The sequence below is a fragment of the Geothrix alkalitolerans genome (assembly GCF_022808885.1).
GTDB lineage: Bacteria > Acidobacteriota > Holophagae > Holophagales > Holophagaceae > Geothrix > Geothrix alkalitolerans.
The window spans coordinates 194,945-212,147 of sequence record NZ_JAKZLE010000002.1; the positions used below are offsets into that span (position 1 = coordinate 194,945).

Below are 17,203 nucleotides of genomic sequence, written 5' to 3' on the forward strand. Positions count from 1 at the left end.
GAATCAGCCTACGGTGACTTCGATCCTGCGGTCCAGCAAGGTGGCCAGGAGAGCGGATTTCTCCCGGAAGGCCTCCATCTCGGGATCCGCGTCACCGATGGCGTCCAACCGCACCTTCAGCGACTCGTCGTCGATGACCACGGAAAGATCCCGCACTGCCTGCCGGCGGCGGCGGTCAAGGGCGTCGGCCCCTCGTAGGAGGGCCGCCAGCTTGCGCACGACCTGGCGGCGCCAGGGCGGCAGGGCGCGGAAGGCCTCGTGCTTGGCATGGTGGGGCGGCTTGCCCCGGTGGAAGCGCACCACCTGGGCCATGAGGTCGATCTCTTCGGGCCAGAAGCCGGGAAGGGTGGCGTTCCGCACCAGGTATTCGCCGTGCTTGTGGTGGTTCTTCTCGGAGAGGGAGAAGCCGATGTCGTGGAGGCGCGCCGCGAAGGCGAGCCACTGGCGTTCGGTGTCGCCCAGCTCGAATTGCGGTTGGAGTGCCAGGAAGAGCTGGTCCGCCAGCCGGGCCACCTGGCGGCTGTGGCCGGGATCGGGGTCCAGCCGCGCCGCCAGCTGTTCGATGGAAGCCCGGCGGCGGTCCGACAGGGGAGGGATGGCCGCGCCGCCATGCTGGAGGGCCTCCCAGATCATGCCCTCCCGCAGGCCCACCGCGAGGTGGCGCAGGGGCGGCGTGCCCAGCCACTCCATCAGGGACAGGGCCCAGATGGCGCCCACGTGCAGCACCTCGGCCCGCTTGGGATCCACGCCCAGGCGGTCGATGCGCTGCTGCGCGTCCGCCCGCCAGAGCTTCAGGGCGTAGGCGCGGAGCTGCTCCGCCGTGAAGCCCAGGCCGTCGTCCGAGCCCCGGGCGAGGTCCTCCAGCGTGCCGGAGGTGCCGAGAAGGAGCGTGGGCTCGGGCAGCTCGGTGGGCAGGTCCTTGCGGGCCTTCTTCAGGATGCGGCGGATCATCTTCCGGAGCTGCTTGAGGTCGTGGGCGGACGGAGGGTCCGAGGTCCGGGCGGCATCCGCCAGCCGCTGGAGGCCCCAGGGCAGGGAGATGCTGGCCGCCACGCGCCCCGCCTGCACCCAGGTCAGCTCCGTGCTGCCTCCGCCGATGTCCACCAGGGCCACGGGCTCCAGGGGGAAGGGGATGGCATGGGAGACCGCCTGGTGGATGAGCCGGGCCTCCTCCTCGCCGGAGATCACCTGGATGGAGATGCCCAGCTTCTCCGCCTCCATGAGGAAGGCCTGGGCGTTCTTCGCGTCCCGCAGGGCCGCCGTGCCGCAAGCCATGACGGTCTCGCACTCGAAGCCGCGGATGATTCTTGCCATCTGGGCCAGGGCGTCGAGGCCCGCCTGGAAGGCCTCGGCCCCGATCTCGCCGGAGGTCGCTTCGCCCCGGGCCAGCCGCACCATGGCCTTCTCCCGGGCCAGGATCTGCTGCCCGCCCATGGGGTCCGCCTCCACCACCACCAGATGGATGGAGTTCGACCCAACGTCCACGGCCGCGATCCGCATGGAACGATTGTGGTCTGTGCCGCCATCACGACCAAAAGATTCTTGGGGATGGGACGCATCTCCAGTTTGATTGCGGCCTGCACCGCCGTGATCTAATGAAGATCCATTCATCCCCAAATCAGGAGCCTCAAATGTTCCACCGTTGGTACCTCGGATTGACCCTAGGGGCGGCTCTGGTCGCAGGTCAGCCTGTCCCGGCCAGGACGCAGGCCTGGGTGCTGGCTCTCGACGAGCGTGGGGGCGTGGTGGCCGATCTCAAGGCCGAGGATTTCAAGGTGCGGGTGGATGGCAAGGCCAGGCCCATCGTTCAGCTGAAAACACCGGCCCAGACAGCGGAGGCTCCCCAGTCCTGGATCCTCGTGTTCGAGCCCATCCGGGATACGGGGCACCGGACCACGGCCTTCCTGGCTGCGGCGGATTTCCTGACGAAGGTCCCGCTCGGTGACCGCGTCCTGATCGTAGCCCGGGGCAAGGACTCGCTGGAATCCCTCATGCCGGGCTTCTCGGTCAACCGGGCCAGCTGGGCCGAGGCGATGGCCAAGGTTCCGGACCTCCTGCCTGAAAGTCTGATCGGTACCCCGAAGGAAACCCTCCAGGGGGCGGGGTTCAAGACGGACTTCGCGGACGTGTCGGATGGTGATGCCGGCCAGGATACCCTGAACGCGGTGCTGGCCCGGTTCCGGGGCGGAGCGCCGGGATGGGCCCGCGGAACGACGGACCAGCGTGGGGTCAACGTCCTCGATCGGCTCAACCTCAACAACCCGTCCTTCGTGACCGGCATGCTGGCGACCATCGGCAGGGAATCCAAGGCCCTCGAGTCGATCCTCGACCTTGTGGCGGCGGTGCCGGGCCAAAAGCATCTGGTCGTATTCTCGCGCTGCGAGATGGATGACATGACCCACCCCATGGTGAAGCGGGCCATGACCCAGTCCTTCCGACGCGAGCGGGGAGACGCAGGCGGACCCGCGGAATCCGCGACCCTCGCCACGAGGGACATGACCCTCCTGCAGGCGTCGCTGAAGGCCAAGGCAGCGGCCACTGGGGTGACGGTCTATTCCGTCGCGGGCGCGGGCCAGAATGTCATGGGGCACGTGGGGTCCGTCGCACCAGCCACGGGGGGCTATGCCTTCCCCCTGGGCAATGGGGTGGAAGCCCGCTTCGGGCAGGGCATTCAGATGTTCGGAACCAGATACCTGCTGCAGTGGAATGAGGACTCGGTTCCGGGGAAGGCATTGCCCCTCGACATCGAAACCACCCGGAAGGGCGTGAAGCTCCTGGTGCCGACTCTCCGGTAGAACCTCCCCAAAATAGTACGAATCGATTCGTTGACATCTTACGAATCGATTCGTATGTTGTCTCCAGATCTCCTGGAGGCCCCATGTCCACCACGCCCATCCGCCCTTCCGATGGCGAGCTCGCCATCCTCAGGGTCCTGTGGTCGCGGGGAACCTCGACGGTTCGGGACGTGCACACCGAGCTCTCGAAGGACCGGGACATGGGCTACACCACCGTGCTGAAGCTCATGCAGATCATGGTGGAGAAGGGCCTGGTGGCCCGGGACGAACGCGCGCGTTCCCACACCTACCAGGCCCTCCAGGGGGAAGCTGAAACCCAGCGCTGCTTGTTGAAGGAGCTTCTGCAGAAGGCCTTCGCGGGCAGCCGCCGGGAACTCGTCCTCCAGGCCCTCGAAGCCGAGCCCGCCTCGGCCGAGGAGCTGGAGGACATCCGCAAGCTGTTGAATGACGCCAAAGGGAGGGTCCGATGATCGACCTATCCTCCTTCCCTTGGCTACAGGCCGTGGGCTGGGCCTTGCTCCACAGCCTATGGCACGGCGCGCTGCTGGCCCTGCTGGCGGCGGTGGCGCTCCGGCTGGCGCGGCGCCGTTCCGCTGAACTCCGGTACGCCATCGCGTTCGTCACCCTCGGCCTGCTGGTCCTCGCCTTCGCGGGAACCCTGGTGTGGATCTCGGCCGGTGGCGACCCTCTGTCCACCGCCGATCCTGTCTTGATCGCCCCCATGGGCGAGGGAGGCGGCCTCGGAGGATGGATGGCCCGGCTGCATGCCACGCTCGCTCCCTGGATTCCCTGGCTGTTCCTGGCATGGGTCCTGGGATTCAGCCTCCGGCTCGTGCGGATGGGGCATGCCATGGCTTGGCTCTACGGGCCCTGCCTTAGCAGCCTCCAGCCGCCGCCCGCCGGATGGCCGAGGCGATTCGAGGCTCTGAGGGTCAGCGCGCGCGTGCGGGTCCCAGTCCGCCTCGGGTTGTCCGACCGGGTGGATTCGCTCGTGGTGCTGGGCTGGCTGAAACCCGTGGTGCTGGTCCCCGCCGCGGCCTTCCTGTCCCTCCCTCCAGAGGCGCTGGATGCCTTGCTGGCCCACGAACTGGCCCACGTCCGCCGCGGGGACTTTCTCGCGAACCTGGCCCAGACCCTCGCGGAGGCTGTGCTGTTCTACCACCCCGCCGTCTGGTGGCTCTCCCGGCGCATCCGCCAGGAGCGCGAGCACTGTTGCGATGATGCGGCCGTGCGCGCCTGCGGCGATCCGATCCTCTACGCCTCCGCCCTCGTCGGGCTGGAGGAACTCCGATCCCGATCGAACCTGATTCCCGATCTGGCCCCCGCGGCCAGTGGAGGTCATCTCATGCTCCGAATCCAGCGTCTGCTGCGCCCCCATCCCACCCACCCCGCGGCCTCACCCATGGCCGCGCTCATCCCCGCCCTCCTGCTGGCGGCGGTCCTCGGCCTCACCACGCTGTCCGCCACCAACGCCCCGAAGTCCGCACTCGCGGCCTCGGATCCCGTGGAGATGGACTGGAAGAGGATCAAGGTCAAGCATCAGCCCGATGCGCCTGCCTATCCGCCCGAAGCCAAGGCCCAGCGCATTCAGGGCACCGTCGTGGTGGTCGTTACCATCGATGCCCAGGGCAAGGTGCAGGGCGCCAAAGCCATCTCGGGGCCGCCCGAGCTGCATGCCTGCGCCGTGGGCTATGCCAGGACCTGGGAATTCGAACCCGCCAGGGTGAAGGGCAGGCCCGTCGCTGCCCGCTTCAAGCTCACCATGCCATTCCGTCTGAGGTGAGGTTTTTCGCCAGGACGCAAAGGGGGCCATCCGGCCCCTTTTGCATCGGGATAAAGGCATGGCGGAGCTTGACCTCTGGTAACCGTTGCATGAAGTTCAAGCCCCCGGCCATGCTCGATCCCACATTCCGAGGTGATCAAATGGCTTTGACGGTGGATGGCATCTTTACGCTCATGCCTGAACTCTTCCTGCCTGAGAAGGCACAGGGACTCACAGTCTCCGTCTACTACCAGGTGACGGGCGAGGGCGGTGGCGACTACACCTGCCGCATCGACAACGGTGTGTTCTCCCTGGCCCGCGAGGCGAAGCCGGATGCCACCTCCGTGGTGGTGATCGGCGCCGAGGACTGGATCGCGCTGAACGAAGGCAAGCTCGATCCCATGCAAGCCTTCATGACCGGCAAGCTCAAGGGTACCGGCGACCTGGGCCTGCTCCAGAAATTCCCGAAGTTCTTCAAGAAGCCCCAGAAGGAGAGCGGTCCGGTGAAGCCCCTGAAGGACCTGGTGCCCGCGCGGCTCGCGCTGGCCGGGGCCGGGATGAAGGTGACCGTGGGCGGCGACACCTGGGGTGATGGCGCCGAAGTGGCCGGCGACGACGCGGCCGTGCGCGCCCTGGTCTGCGGCATCTCGGACCCCGGGCCGGCCCTGCTGGGCGGCCAGCTCCGGTTCTCCGGTGACATGGCCATCCTTCGCAAGGCCTGGAAGGCCTGGTCGCAGGAGCCGGAGATCACCTTCCCGGACACGCCCGGCGGCAAGGCCCTGGCCACGCTCCGCAAGCGCTACAAGGGCGGCGCCACCGGCACCATGGAAGTGAAGGTGGACGGCGTGCCCTACCGCCTGGACTTCAGCCCGGAAGGGCTCTCCGTGCGGCCGGGAGAGGTGGAGGGCGGCGCGGCCCTGGGCATCTCCGACGCGGACTTCGCGGCCCTCAACGTCGGCAAGCTGAACCTGGTGGCGGCCCTTCTGGGCGGCGCCATCACGGTGAAGGGGGACGTGAGCCAGGTGGCGTCCTACACGGCCCACTTCGAGGCGGCCGTGAACCCGGCGGAGGCGCTCCTGGAATCCATGCCTGAGCGTTTCAACGCCGAAAAAGCCGGAGATCTTGAAGCGGCCGTGGGTTATCAGATTGATGACCTGGGCTACACGCTTTTCATCCGGAATGGGGCCTGCATGGTGTTCCCCCGGCTGATGAAACCCTGTGATACGCTCCTGAAAGCCAAGGCCGACGACTTCATTGCCATGAGCACCGGAACGCTGAACGCCCAGGAGGCTTTCATGACCGGCAAGATCCAGATCGAGGGTGACCCTCTGCTCATGCAGAAGGTCGCGAAGAGCTTCAAGCGCCCTGAAGCTTGAGCCTTCCATGACTCCCGCCGCCCCTTCCCGCAAGAAGTCCCCGGCCCCCAGGCCCGGGAAGGCGGCTGCGGCGACCATCCGCGTGGCCAAGTGCATTGTGCCTTTGCCCGCTCCCAAGCCCAGCGTGAAGGGCGTGATCGACCGTGAGGAGGATCTGGCGCCGGGGCTGCCCTGCGAGGGGCGCTGCGGGCATTGCCATCACCATCCCTGCCGCCTGCACGGAGCGGTGTGAGGGCCTGTCGCTTTCAGGCTCCTTCCCACAGGGTTCGCAGCCGCTGGTAGCCGGCGCGGCTGATGGGGAGGGTGGTGCCGTCGCGGAGGATGGCGTCCCGGTGCTCCTTGCTGTCCTGCTCGATCCGCACGAGGCGGTCGAGGTTCAGGATGTAGCTGCGGTGGATGCGGATGAAGCGATTCGGATCGAGCTGGGATTCGAGGCTGGCCAGGGTCTGCTGCTTGAGCAGGCTCCGGCCCTCGGTGCGGAGGAGCACGTAGTCGTCCTGGGCCTGGATCCAGTCCAGGCGGTCCAGGTGGACCACCGTCACCTTCGGGCCGTCCTTCACCACGATGCGCTCCAGGGGCCTTCCCTGGCGCGCCGCCGAGGCGAGATCCGTCGCGGACGGGGCCGGAGCCGCAGGCTGGGTCGCCTGCAGAACCCGGGCTTTGGCCAGGGCCGCGTCGAAGCGCTCCTTTGAGAAGGGCTTCAGCAGGTAGTCCACCGCATGGGATTCGAAGGCGCGCATGGCGTGCTGATCGTAGGCGGTGACGAAGACCACGGCGGGGCGCTTCCCTTCCGCCTCCAGGAGTTCCAGCACCTCGAAGCCGTCCAGCTTGGGCATCTGGATGTCCAGGAAGACGAGGTCCGGGTGGTGCTCGGCGGCGGCCTTCAGGGCCTCGAAGCCGTTGGCGCATTCACCCACCACCTCCACATCGGGGTGGGCGGCCAGGTGCTCGCGCACGACGGAACGCGCGAGATCCTCGTCGTCGATGATCAGGGCTTTCATGGCTCCATCTCCAAAGGGAAGACCAGCGTGACGCGGTGGAGGCCGTCCTGGGCCGTGGCTTCGAAACGGGCCCGGTTCCCGAAGCGGCCCAGCAGGCGTTGGCGGACCTGGCGCAGCCCGAGCCCCAGACCCTGGGGGACCGGAGCGTCGGCATCCAGCGGGTTATCCACCTTCAGCAGGACGTGTCCTTCCACCACCTCCGCAGCCACGGCCAGGGTGCCGCCCTCCGGCAGGGCCGCGATGCCGTGCTTGATGGCGTTCTCCACCAGCGGCTGCAGCAGCAGGGTGGGCAGGAGGGCCGGTTCCGCGGCGGGATCGATGCGCCAGTCGAGCTTCAGGCGGTTGCCGAAACGGATCTGCTCAATGGCCAGGTAGGCCCGCGCCAACTCGAGCTCCTCCCGCAGGACGACCTGGCGGCGCTCGCCCAGGCCCAGGCTGCGGCGGAGGAAATCCGAAAGCAGCACGCACATCTCCCGCGCCCGGGCGGGATCCACGGCGGTCAACGCCGACAGTGAATTCAGGCTGTTGAACAGGAAGTGGGGATTGAGCTGGGCCCGCAAGGCCTTCAGCTCCGACTCCTGGGCCAGGATCTGGAGCTCGGCACCCTTCCGTTCAGCTTCCAGGGCGCGCTCCTGGGCCAGCATGAGGTAGCTGAGGGCCACGGAGGCCAGGTAGAGCAGGATGCCCACGCCCGTGAGCACAGGCAGGGCGATGTCCACGTGGCGGGGCAGGGCGCCAAGGCCGGGGATCCAGGCCAGGATCCGGGCCAGCAGCCAGGCCAGCCCCGCCCAGATGCTGCCCATGAGCACGGCTGCCAGGCCCCAGGCTGCTCCGTGGGAGCCCAGCGTCTCCACCCGCTGGCCGAGCGGGAGCGCCCGGCAGAGAAACCAGGCGGACAGGAAGAGGAAGGCCGCGATCAGACAGAGGGGCAGGGCCAGGGCGGCGCCTTCCGCCCAGCTCCAGTTCTGGGTGCGGGCGATCCCCATCAGCAGCAGGGCGATGGGGGCCCACCCCAGGAGGTAGGCCCCCAGACGCGCCCGGTTGGCCAGGAGGGGATGCATCAGCTCTTGACCTCGGTGCCGCCGAAGAGAATCAACCCCGTGATCACCAGCCGGGGGCGGCCTTCCACGGGGGCGGGCCCGTGATGAGTGCCGTCGTTGAGGGCGCCGGCGATGGCTGTGGCGCGATGGACCACCTCCCAGCCGTCCGGCACACGGATCTCCCCCCCGCCGAAGAGCACGAAGACGTCGATGCGGGCCTGGCCGTTCTCGATGGCAGCCTGGCGGAGATCCACCTCATAGCCACCGAAGATGGCTGTCAGCTCGCCACCCTTGAAGGCCTGGGTGACCACGCGCCGCTTGAAGCCGCCGAAGATGGCCGTGCCCTGGAGGAAGTCGTCGGAGCGGGCCAGCTCGGGTGGGATGCCCCGGCTCTGCTTGAGGGCCTTGGTGACGATGAGGATGCCGAGGGCCACCACCAGCATGGGGCCAAGCGCATCCGCCAAGTGGCCGTGGCCGAAGGTGAAGAGCAGCAGGAAGGCACCGCCCAGGACGAGGAACCATCCACCCGTGCTGCTGCCCTGCCGGTCCTGGCGGATCTTGGCGATGCCCATGGCCACCAGCACCAGCGGCCACAGCTTGAAGAGCGTGTGGGCCTGGATCAGGCCCAGGTTGTCCAGGGTGAGGACGAGGCCCGCCACGATGATGGCGACGCCCAGCACCAGCTTGGGGCTGAACGGACTCGGAGTCCGGGTGTCGTCGGCGGCGTTCATGGGTTCACCTGCGTGGATCCGGAATCAGGATCACAGGAATCAGGCTCGGATGGCGATGGCCGACGGCGCCTGCTGCGGGGCGGCGGGCTCCACTGGGGAAACAGGGCGCGGAGCGTGACGATGAGGCCGCCCCACACCAGGAAAACCGGCCACCAGCGATCCAGGAGCCCCCAGGGGCCGAACTGTGAGATAAAGCCCGCGACGGCGAAGCCCAGCCAGATGTGGCCGCGGAGGCTGAGGGGGCCGTCCTGGACCAGACGGGCGAGGCCCACGGCGGCCACCGCCAGCGGCCACCAGGCCAGCAGGTGCCAGGCGTCGTACCAATGGAGACTGTCCACCAGGAGAATCAGGCCGGCCACGATGACCACCAGACCGAGGACCAACTTGACGGAAAAGACGGGGGGGCGTTCCTGGACGTTCATGGGTGGCGCTCCTTTCGGCCAGAACCCGCGGAGAAGCTGAAGGCGACCGTGGGCAGCCACAGGGCCAGCCACCACCAGGGGCTGTCGATGAACCATCCCAGCTGGATCATGGGGCGCCTCCTTCCGCATGACCAAGCTACGGGCGTCTTGACAGGAAACGGGGCCGGGATCGGCGAACGGCGGGTGGAGATCGGCGAGTGGTCAAGCCCAGGTGATCGTCCCGCCCCGGCTGCGCTCCCGCCATGCATGGTCGAGGGCCGGACAGAGGTCAGGCGGGCACTCGAAGCGGATGATGGCTGCGTCTCCCTCGAAGGTCTGCCCGGTCACGGCAGCGGCGGGAAAGCCTCCCAGCAAGGCGAACGGCAGATGGGCCTGAGCCGCGGGGACAAGGATCTCCCCTTCGCGGAGGATCCGGACCTCCTCCCAGAGGCCCTGGGCTGCGGCTTCGGCCAGGGCGCCCTGGACACCCTCCGTATAGGCCCTCACCAGACCGCCAGTGCCGAGCTTGGTTCCCCCGTACCATCGGATGCAGACCGCGATGAGGTCGGTGGCCTCGGCGCCCTCCAGCACCACCAGCATGGGTTTCCCGGCCGTGCCGGAGGGCTCGCCGTCATCATCGGCGCCGAAAGCCGCGACCGGGACGCCTTCCCGCCAGGCGCTGCAGTGGTGCGTGGCGTCGAAGTCCCGCTTGCGAAGCGAGGCCAGCACGATGGCCCGGTCTTCAGCATCCAATGCGGGGTGCAGCTCGGTGAGGAAGACCGAAGCCTTCTCCCTGAAGCGGTGGGTGGCGACCCCGGTCAGACGACGCATGGATCCAGCATGCGGGTGGCTGTGACGTGAATCAACACAGGCGGATCAATTGCGACCATTCAGTCGTTTTTTACTTATAGTTGGGGTGGATCTTTTCGAGGAGACGGCATGACCACCGTCACGCGGCCCTTCACGCCCACGGTCCTGCAGCGCAGAACCCCTGTGCCCTCGGATCTGGACATTGCCCAGGCCGCGACTCTCAAGCCCATCAGCCAGGTGGCCGCGGAGCTGGGCCTAGAGGCAGACGAGCTGGAGCTCTACGGCCCCACCAAGGCCAAGGTGCGGCTGGAGGTGCTGGACCGTCTGCAGGGCCGTCCGGACGGCAAGTACATCGACGTCACCGCCATCACCCCGACCCCGTTGGGGGAAGGCAAGACCACGGTCACGGTGGGACTCAGCCAGGCCCTGGGGGCGCTCTTGGGCCAGCGCGTGGTGACCTGCATCCGCCAGCCCAGCCAGGGTCCCACCTTCGGCATCAAGGGCGGAGCCGCCGGTGGCGGCTACAGCCAGGTGATTCCCATGGAGGACTTCAACCTCCATCTCACCGGCGACATCCACGCCATCACCGCTGCCCACAACCTGTGCGCCGCGGCCATCGACGCCCGCATCCTGCATGAGAGCAGCGCTTCGGACGAGCAGCTGTTCGAGCGGATTTTCCCGAAAGGGAAATCCGGAAGAAAGTTCCCGCGGTCGCTCCAGTTGCGGTGCGCGAGGCTGGGCATCACCAAAGGAAATCCCGACGATTTCACGCCAGAGGAGCGCCGCCGCATCTGCCGGCTGGATCTGGATCCCGCCGCCATCACCTGGCGCCGCATCCTGGACACCAGCGACCGGTTCCTGCGGGGCGTCACCGTGGGGCGGGGCGAGGAGGAGCAGGGCTTCGCCCGCGAGACGGGCTTCGACATCTCCGTGGCCAGCGAGATCATGGCCGTCCTGGCCCTCACCACGGGCCTCCAGGACATGCGGCGCAGGCTGGGAAGCATGGTGGTGGGCCTTGATCGCCAGGGGCGCGCGGTGACCGCCGAGGATCTGGGCGTGGCCGGCGCCATGACCGTGCTCATGAAGGATGCGCTGAAGCCGAACCTCATGCAGACGCTGGAGGGCACGCCCGTGTTCGTGCACGCGGGCCCCTTCGCCAACATCGCCCACGGCAACAGCTCCATCCTTGCCGACCAGATCGCCCTCAAGCTGGCGGACTACGTGGTCACCGAGTCGGGTTTCGGCGCCGACATGGGCATGGAGAAATTCTTCGACATCAAGTGCCGGGTCTCGGGTCTGAAGCCGGATGCCGTGGTGCTGGTGGCCACCGTGCGCGCCCTGAAGATGCATGGCGGCGGACCCAAGGTGGTGGCGGGGAAACCGCTGGATCCGGTCTACGTGGATGAGAATCTCGATCTGCTCCGCCAGGGCCTGCCGAACCTGCTGCACCACATCCGCATCGCCCGGAAGTTCGGTGTGCCGGTGGTGGTGGCGGTGAACAGTTTCGCCACGGACAGCCCCGCGGAGCTGGACCTGGTGCGCCGGGCCTCGCTGGAGAGCGGCGCGGAAGACGCAGTGGTCTGCCGGAACTGGGCCCTCGGCGGGGAAGGGGCTCTGGATCTGGGGCGGGCGGTCATGCGCGTCTGCGAGCGGCCCTCGGAGTTCCGTTTCCTCTACGGCGTGGACGAGCCCATCAAGCAGAAGATCGAAACCATCGCCACGGAGATCTACGGCGCCGACGGCGTGGACTATGCGTCGGAGGCTGAGGCGAAGATCGAGGCCTACACGCGGCTCGGCTACGACCGCCTGCCCATCTGCATGGCCAAGACGCACCTGAGCCTGAGCCACGACCCGGCCTTGAAGGGGGTCCCCACGGGCTTCCGCATCCCGGTGAGGGATGTCCGCCTCAGCGCCGGGGCCGGGTTCCTGTATCCGTTGCTGGGCAAGATGGCCACCATGCCAGGCCTCCCCACGAGGCCCGGCTTCTACGATGTGGACATCGATCCGGAGACAGGCCGCGTGGTGGGGCTGTTCTGACCCTGCGTGACCGCGAACAGAAACGGCCGCTGGTCGCCTGAATCCTTCCTCCGGTACTGCCTTCGGGCCACCTGATGGCCGGGTCGGCAACGGAAGGCGGGGATAGCCTGTCGTGGCCTCAAATATATATTAATAGGCTTAATAACAACACTTAAGCAGAGATTGGTCCCGGGCTGCCGGCCCCGATTGACCCATTCTTTTTTAATCAGGGGTGTTATCGCGGCCTTCCCCAGGGTCGAAAAGAGGGTTGACCACCTGCGAGGAGTGCCCGATGGGCCGCCTTGGAACCTTCCGATCGACCTGCCGCCTGGGGCTCCTCCTGGTCCTGGCCGGTGGCTCGGAAGCCGTGGTCATGGCCCAGAGCACGAGCAGCGCCACCTGCACCGTCCGGATCCGCCCCCGTGAAGCGGCGGATTATGACCTTTCGACGGAAGTGACCATCCAGGGTGCGGTCGAAGGCTGGGAGGGCCGGTCGATCCGGATCCGGATGGCGGCTGGAGTCCTGCGGGTGGACACCGGTGCGTGGAACACCTCAGGGCTATTCCAAGCGGGAACCCCTCTCGAGATCCTCGCGTCCAGGAGTGTGGTCGACGGCCGGCAGCGGTTCCTCGCCCGTGAGATTCGTCATGCGGGGGGCGTCCTGATGATCCGGGACGCCTTCGGGGCGCCCATCCAGGCCGGATCGCTCTAGATCAGTTGTAGGCTACGGTCACGCTGAAGGTTCCGGCGTAGTCGCCGTCGGGCTGATTGGCGGGAACGTTCAGCGTGCCGCCCACGCTCAGTGTCTGCCGCCCGGCGAGGTCCAGGCGGCCCGTCGGTCCCGGAGAACTCGTGAAGGCCGTCACCGTGAGGGTCCCATCCGGAGAGCTGAGGACGACGCTGCCCGGAAGGGTGATGGCGTAGGTGGCGTTGGCGGCACCGGTCACGGAGAAGGTGGCGGGTCCGACCGGCAGCTGCGACCCCAGGCCCACGCCGCCCGTCGTGCTGAGCGTGCCGGCGGGACTGAGCACCACCGTTCCTGGGGCCGGGCTGGTGAAGACCGCCCCGAACCGCAGCCCTGTGAGCTCCGTGAGGCTGATGACCGGCGCGACCTGGATCTGCACCGAGAAGGCCATGGAAGTGATGGCTCCCTTGAAGGGGTCCATCACATTCAGGGTGTAGCTGCCGGTGTACGTTCCCGCCGGCGTGGTGGCGCTCGAACCGACTGAGACCGTGGCGCCCAGGTAGTAGTAGCCGGTGGTGCCCGTGGAAGGGAAGGTGCCGCTGGTGGCGGGTTGGCAATCCACGGCCGTGACGACCACTGTCGCGCCGCCTGGTCCCACGAGGGGGAAGGGAACGGGGCTGCCCGCCGAGGCGAACCAGCTGTCGCCCACCTTGCCGGACAAGGTGAAGCTGCCCAGGCTGACGCCAGCGGAGGACCCCAGGGCGGCGCCGCCCGAGGCGCTCCGGGCTCCGGATGGCGAGGCGAGCACCACCGTCCCCCCGAAAACGCTGGGGATGACATCGCCCAGCGAGATGTCCGAGTACTTGTTGATGACCGGCACCCAGGCCTGGCTGTGGGCGGGGAGTGCCGCGAGTGCCAGGGCCGCCAGGAAGAACCGTCGGGAGAGCGCTGAGAGGGCGGAGAAGCTCATGGTTGATCTTCTTTCCGGCCGTCCTGCCCCGGAAGGGGCGTGTTGGAGCGGTCTGGGGTGAACAGGAGATCGAGGCCATCCACGACCGTGCCCTCGGAGGTCACGATCACGGGGATGGGCGGCAGTTTCGAGAGCCCGAGTCGCTGGATCTCGGCGTCAGGCGCCCGGAGCTGGTAGGTGCCGGGCGGAAGATCGGACAGGGTGTAGAAACCGTCGAAGGCTGTCCGGGTGGTCTTGATGGGTTTGCCCTGGTTGTCGGCGAGCTCCAGGAGCAGGCCGGGAAGCTCCCCGGAGGCGCCATCACGCTTCAGGTAGGCCGTTCCCGTGATCTCGCCGAACAGCACCACGGGAACTTCGAGCTGTGCCACGTGACCCTGGCGCGGGGTGACGCGAAGGCCCGGGCCCTGGGGCCGCATGAACGGGTCCTCGAGGGTGGTGGAGTTGGCGGACAGGTTGGCGTCGAGATCGCCGGAGAGATTGGTGAGGAAGGCCACGCCCTTCGCATCCGTGGTGCCTGGCTGCGAGGCGCCGTTGGCCAGGAAGCCGACGCCCTGGAGGGGCTTCTCGTCGCCATCCATCACGCCGTTCCCGTTGGCATCCAGGAAGGCGCGGGCGGAGACAGCGCCATGCCCGGCGATGCTCTGCGCCTGCGTATGGATCCGGCCGTTCCGGGGCTCCCTGGCCAGGCCCACGCGGAAGGTGAGGTCCAGGGACAGGCGGCTGCGGGTGGAGTAGCCCAATTCCACGCTGAGGGCATAGGCGCCCTGGGTCTTGTAGGCCCCAAGCTGCACCAGGGTGTCGTGGGAGGCCACCGAGTGCGTGAGCCCGGCCCGGAGGTTGAAGGGGATGAAGACGGGCGTTTCCAGGAAGGTGGACAGGGCGTTCAGGCGCCGGGCGCCGCCGCTCAATTGATAGTTCGCCTGCGCCCGCAGCGAGAAGGTCCGGAAGAACTTACTGGCGAGAAAGTCTCCGATGGTGATGGCGGGGAAGGGCATTGCTGTGTCCAGGCCCCGGGTGAGGGAGATCTCGTTGGAGAGGAAGTACCCCTGGAAGGAGGTGGAGACACGGTTGTAGAGGCGATCGATGCTGCCGCCCGCCACGAGCCGGTCCCGGGAGGCACCGAGGTCCAGCGTGACGAGGCTGCGCTCCAGGCTGGGCAGCAGGGAGGATGTCTCCAGGCCGCTGCGGCTCCGGATCGGTCCGTAGATGGGCCGGAACACTTCGCTGGAGAATCCATCCTGGAGCTCCGCATGCTTGACCGTGAGGCTGGTGGAGCCCAGGCGGCTTCGGAGGCCCAGCTGGGCGACGCTGCCTCCAAGCTGGTCGCTGACGGCGCTGAAGGTCGCTGAAAGCGGCTTCCAGAATCCCGATAGATCGATCCCACGGTAGGCGTGATGGCGCCCGTCCAGGTCCAGGCTGGACAGGGAGAACCCGGCCGTGAACTGCCGGGAGATCCCGTAGCGTCCTTCGACCTGGCCCCGCTTTCCAGCCTGGCGGGGATCCACGCCCACCAGCCGGTACTGGAACTCGCCTACCGGGGTCTGGTTCTCGCTCACATCGAAGCGCACCACCTCTTCGCGGCGCTGGCCCTGGGGGCCATAGAACACCAGGCGGAAATCGTTCCAACCGAAGTAGAGCGGCACGTTCAGGAATTCATAGCGGCCATCAGGGCGGGAGGCCTGGAAGCCCAGGAGCGCCTGGTTTCGGTAGAGCTCCACCTGCCAGCCTGGCGACAGGTTCCCCTGGAAGGAATGGCGGTCGAAGGCGTTCTCCCGCTGGAGCGGGTAATTGGTGAGCAGGGCTCCCGTGCCGGCCATGGGCAGGGTGAGCAGGTTCAGGCCCGGATCGAGCACCTCCCCGAAGGCGAACTCCGTCGCCCTGAGCGGGCCGAGCAGGCCCGCATGGGGATCGCGGCGGCCCATGGCCATCCGGAACTCCGAGAGGCCGTTCTCGGTATCGAGAATCGCGTAGAGGTTCGAAGACAGCCCGAGGAAGTCCCCCGCGGCGAACGTGGTGCTCTGGGCCCGGACGTGGCGATCCGCGTCGGGCGATGTCTGGACGGTCAGGCGCAGGGTCTCGTCCACCATGGGCACTTCGAGGATGCGATAGGGATCTGGTGCTCGCGGGAAGACCTTCGGGCCTTCCGAGGGACGGAGCCGGCCGACCATGCGCTCCCGCTTCCAGCGCTCCTGAATGGGGAGTGGCTCCCTTGGCGACACGGTGATGGACGAGCTGCGGAGGACAACCTGGAAATCCAGGGGCAGCCAGGTGGCGAGGAGGCGCGTGTCCAGGTAAATGTCATCGGAGTGGAGTTCCATCAAGGACCGGTCGAGCGGAAGGACGCGGCCCGCCACCATCACCGTTCCTGCCGCGACGTCGAGATTGAAGCGGCGCTTCTCGTCGATGAAGAAGCCCGTGGCCCGTCCGCGGTTGGGGTCGACCTCGATGGCCAGGTCCAGCAGGCGGCACAGCTCCCCCAGAGGCACCAGCACGCCGTCCTTCACGGGGAATCCCGGGAAGGTGCTGCTGACCGTCGCCTGGTCGAGGCGCAGGGCGAAAAGGAAGACCTCCTCCTCGGAGCGGTTCACAAGCATCCCTGGCAGGGCGGTGGCCTCTGCGGGAGCCAAGCCTCCGGCATGCAGCATCGCCGCCACCCCCACGAGGGCCGGGCCCAGGAGGGCCTTGCGGACGGCGAAGCGGCCCATTCAGGGAGTCGTCATGACGGTTTCCGCGAACAGACGGCCGCCATCCAGAATGGGCTGGGAGTAGGTGATGCGGATCCGGCTGCCGGGGGGGATGGACCGGCCGCGGATGGGCAGGGCCACGGTCCGGCCGGAATTCGGGGTGTAGACGGCCAGGCCCGAGGCCTCTGCCAGGACTTCCGGGGCTCCGGTGGCCGGGAGAAGCGTGGCCTTGAGGTCGCCGTAGACCGACTGGTTGCCGTCGCGATTCAAGCGGAAGCGCAACACGCCGCTCTTGGGGTCAAAAGTGGGCGCGGTGATGGAGACGCTGGCGGATGTCTTGCCATGCCGCACGATGAGGGGGATCGCGATTCCATAGACGGGCGTGAGCTTGATGGCGATTCCTTTGGGCACCTCCGCCGCGGCCTGGGGCGCGGGCGCTTCTGGAGGCACCGCGCGGAAGGTCATGTGCAGGCGGTATTCTCCCTCGGGCAGCTGGGCCGGCTTGCGCACCTGGATCCGCACGGTCTGGGATTCCCGGGGATCCAGCGTCACCTGCCGGGGGGAGAAGCGGAACAGCGACCGGAGGTTCTCGGTGCCCGGGTCGAACGGCAGCTCCTTGATGCCGCCCGTCTCGTCCATCTCCATGCGCACCAGGGAGATCCGGAAGGTGGCTCGGGTCTGCCCGATGTTCGAGAGGTTCAGCTCGGCGCTCCGCTTGCGCTCCTCGAACACCACCCGGGTCGGGGCCACCAGGAGGTCGCCGATGCCTCCTTCGGCGGGAGGCGGCGGCGCCTGGGCCGAAAGGCCGAGCGAGAGCAGGCCGAGGAGGAGGCCGGAGATGGCCCGGGAACAGAGACGAAGCATGGGACCTCGAGTACGGAGAAAACCCAGGGCGCGGGTACGCCCTGGGTGGACCAGCGGATCAGCGGGCC

16 protein-coding genes are annotated in these 17,203 nt (G+C 67.7%); 7 read left to right on the forward strand and 9 right to left on the reverse strand.

Annotation, left to right across the window (positions count from 1 at the left end; genetic code table 11):
• Window positions 1-3: 3 nt before the first annotated feature.
• Window positions 4-1,500: a Ppx/GppA phosphatase family protein gene (locus MLJ35_RS04960; protein ID WP_243321189.1), complete on the reverse strand. Its 1,497-nt coding sequence runs from the start codon at window positions 1,498-1,500 to the stop codon at window positions 4-6.
• A 131-nt stretch (window positions 1,501-1,631) separates the two neighbouring features.
• Here MLJ35_RS04960 and MLJ35_RS04965 point away from each other — a divergent pair, with 131 nt between their 5' ends.
• The 5 genes from MLJ35_RS04965 (at window position 1,632) to MLJ35_RS04985 (ending at window position 6,165) form a co-directional block, all read left to right on the forward strand.
• Complete coding sequence (locus tag MLJ35_RS04965; RefSeq protein WP_243383307.1) at window positions 1,632-2,795, forward strand: vWA domain-containing protein; 1,164 nt, start codon at window positions 1,632-1,634, stop codon at window positions 2,793-2,795.
• An 83-nt stretch (window positions 2,796-2,878) separates the two neighbouring features.
• A complete protein-coding gene (locus MLJ35_RS04970) occupies window positions 2,879-3,265 on the forward strand; it encodes a BlaI/MecI/CopY family transcriptional regulator (protein ID WP_243383308.1) in 387 nt (128 codons plus the stop codon).
• Window positions 3,262-4,578 carry a M56 family metallopeptidase gene (locus tag MLJ35_RS04975; protein WP_243383310.1) on the forward strand — a complete coding sequence of 439 codons (1,317 nt, stop codon included), beginning with the start codon at window positions 3,262-3,264 and terminating at the stop codon, window positions 4,576-4,578. Before MLJ35_RS04970 ends, MLJ35_RS04975 begins: the two co-directional genes overlap by 4 nt.
• Window positions 4,579-4,751: 173 nt before the next feature.
• Window positions 4,752-5,933, forward strand: a complete 1,182-nt coding sequence (locus tag MLJ35_RS04980) for an SCP2 sterol-binding domain-containing protein (RefSeq protein WP_243383311.1) — start codon at window positions 4,752-4,754, stop codon at window positions 5,931-5,933.
• A gap of 7 nt (window positions 5,934-5,940) precedes the next feature.
• Entirely contained in the window at window positions 5,941-6,165 is a 225-nt protein-coding gene (locus MLJ35_RS04985; protein WP_243383318.1) for a hypothetical protein, read from the forward strand.
• A 13-nt stretch (window positions 6,166-6,178) separates the two neighbouring features.
• On the opposite strand, the gene MLJ35_RS04990 is transcribed toward MLJ35_RS04985, so the two are convergent.
• From MLJ35_RS04990 to MLJ35_RS05010, 5 genes are all read right to left on the reverse strand, one after another.
• Window positions 6,179-6,934 (reverse strand): LytR/AlgR family response regulator transcription factor, encoded by a 756-nt coding sequence (locus MLJ35_RS04990; RefSeq protein WP_243383320.1) that lies wholly within the window; start codon window positions 6,932-6,934, stop codon window positions 6,179-6,181.
• Window positions 6,931-7,995, reverse strand: a complete 1,065-nt coding sequence (locus tag MLJ35_RS04995) for a sensor histidine kinase (protein WP_243383330.1) — start codon at window positions 7,993-7,995, stop codon at window positions 6,931-6,933. The genes MLJ35_RS04990 and MLJ35_RS04995 overlap by 4 nt, the downstream gene beginning before the upstream one ends.
• Entirely contained in the window at window positions 7,995-8,705 is a 711-nt protein-coding gene (locus MLJ35_RS05000; RefSeq protein WP_243383332.1) for a LiaF transmembrane domain-containing protein, read from the reverse strand. Before MLJ35_RS05000 ends, MLJ35_RS04995 begins: the two co-directional genes overlap by 1 nt.
• A complete protein-coding gene (locus MLJ35_RS05005) occupies window positions 8,702-9,127 on the reverse strand; it encodes a hypothetical protein (RefSeq protein WP_243383334.1) in 426 nt (141 codons plus the stop codon). The genes MLJ35_RS05000 and MLJ35_RS05005 overlap by 4 nt, the downstream gene beginning before the upstream one ends.
• Window positions 9,128-9,328: 201 nt before the next feature.
• Complete coding sequence (locus MLJ35_RS05010) at window positions 9,329-9,937, reverse strand: YigZ family protein (RefSeq protein ID WP_243383336.1); 609 nt, start codon at window positions 9,935-9,937, stop codon at window positions 9,329-9,331.
• A 108-nt stretch (window positions 9,938-10,045) separates the two neighbouring features.
• On the opposite strand from MLJ35_RS05010, the gene MLJ35_RS05015 reads away from it, so the two are divergent.
• The gene (locus MLJ35_RS05015) at window positions 10,046-11,953 is read left to right on the forward strand and encodes a formate--tetrahydrofolate ligase (RefSeq protein WP_243383338.1); all 1,908 of its coding nucleotides are present in this window, start codon (window positions 10,046-10,048) and stop codon (window positions 11,951-11,953) included.
• 271 nt (window positions 11,954-12,224) lie between these two features.
• Window positions 12,225-12,644 carry a hypothetical protein gene (locus MLJ35_RS05020; protein ID WP_243383343.1) on the forward strand — a complete coding sequence of 140 codons (420 nt, stop codon included), beginning with the start codon at window positions 12,225-12,227 and terminating at the stop codon, window positions 12,642-12,644.
• A 1-nt stretch (window position 12,645) separates the two neighbouring features.
• Here the strand turns inward: MLJ35_RS05020 and MLJ35_RS05025 are convergent, their stop codons facing one another.
• From MLJ35_RS05025 to MLJ35_RS05035, 3 genes are read right to left on the reverse strand one after another with little or no spacing between them, the layout of a single operon-like run.
• Window positions 12,646-13,587, reverse strand: a complete 942-nt coding sequence (locus MLJ35_RS05025; protein ID WP_243383345.1) for a DUF4402 domain-containing protein — start codon at window positions 13,585-13,587, stop codon at window positions 12,646-12,648.
• Window positions 13,584-16,292 carry an MSCRAMM family protein gene (locus MLJ35_RS05030; protein ID WP_243383350.1) on the reverse strand — a complete coding sequence of 903 codons (2,709 nt, stop codon included), beginning with the start codon at window positions 16,290-16,292 and terminating at the stop codon, window positions 13,584-13,586. Before MLJ35_RS05030 ends, MLJ35_RS05025 begins: the two co-directional genes overlap by 4 nt.
• Window positions 16,293-17,135, reverse strand: a complete 843-nt coding sequence (locus MLJ35_RS05035; RefSeq protein ID WP_243383355.1) for a fimbria/pilus periplasmic chaperone — start codon at window positions 17,133-17,135, stop codon at window positions 16,293-16,295.
• Between the last annotated feature and the right edge of the window lie 68 nt (window positions 17,136-17,203).

Bases quoted from the DNA above. Each gene is read 5' to 3' on its own strand.
- MLJ35_RS04975 (WP_243383310.1), top strand. From the start codon at position 3,262: ATGATCGACCTATCCTCCTTCCCTTGGCTACAGGCCGTGGGCTGGGCC.
- MLJ35_RS04980 (WP_243383311.1), top strand. From the start codon at position 4,752: ATGCCTGAACTCTTCCTGCCTGAGAAGGCACAGGGACTCACAGTCTCC.
- MLJ35_RS04965 (WP_243383307.1), top strand. From the start codon at position 1,632: ATGTTCCACCGTTGGTACCTCGGATTGACCCTAGGGGCGGCTCTGGTC.
- MLJ35_RS05010 (WP_243383336.1), bottom strand. From the start codon at position 9,937: ATGCGTCGTCTGACCGGGGTCGCCACCCACCGCTTCAGGGAGAAGGCT.
- MLJ35_RS04970 (WP_243383308.1), top strand. From the start codon at position 2,879: ATGTCCACCACGCCCATCCGCCCTTCCGATGGCGAGCTCGCCATCCTC.
- MLJ35_RS04990 (WP_243383320.1), bottom strand. From the start codon at position 6,934: ATGAAAGCCCTGATCATCGACGACGAGGATCTCGCGCGTTCCGTCGTG.
- MLJ35_RS05030 (WP_243383350.1), bottom strand. From the start codon at position 16,292: ATGGGCCGCTTCGCCGTCCGCAAGGCCCTCCTGGGCCCGGCCCTCGTG.
- MLJ35_RS05020 (WP_243383343.1), top strand. From the start codon at position 12,225: ATGGGCCGCCTTGGAACCTTCCGATCGACCTGCCGCCTGGGGCTCCTC.
- MLJ35_RS05035 (WP_243383355.1), bottom strand. From the start codon at position 17,135: ATGCTTCGTCTCTGTTCCCGGGCCATCTCCGGCCTCCTCCTCGGCCTG.
- MLJ35_RS05025 (WP_243383345.1), bottom strand. From the start codon at position 13,587: ATGAGCTTCTCCGCCCTCTCAGCGCTCTCCCGACGGTTCTTCCTGGCG.
- MLJ35_RS05005 (WP_243383334.1), bottom strand. From the start codon at position 9,127: ATGAACGTCCAGGAACGCCCCCCCGTCTTTTCCGTCAAGTTGGTCCTC.
- MLJ35_RS05000 (WP_243383332.1), bottom strand. From the start codon at position 8,705: ATGAACGCCGCCGACGACACCCGGACTCCGAGTCCGTTCAGCCCCAAG.
- MLJ35_RS04995 (WP_243383330.1), bottom strand. From the start codon at position 7,995: ATGCATCCCCTCCTGGCCAACCGGGCGCGTCTGGGGGCCTACCTCCTG.
- MLJ35_RS04960 (WP_243321189.1), bottom strand. From the start codon at position 1,500: ATGCGGATCGCGGCCGTGGACGTTGGGTCGAACTCCATCCATCTGGTG.
- MLJ35_RS04985 (WP_243383318.1), top strand. From the start codon at position 5,941: ATGACTCCCGCCGCCCCTTCCCGCAAGAAGTCCCCGGCCCCCAGGCCC.
- MLJ35_RS05015 (WP_243383338.1), top strand. From the start codon at position 10,046: ATGACCACCGTCACGCGGCCCTTCACGCCCACGGTCCTGCAGCGCAGA.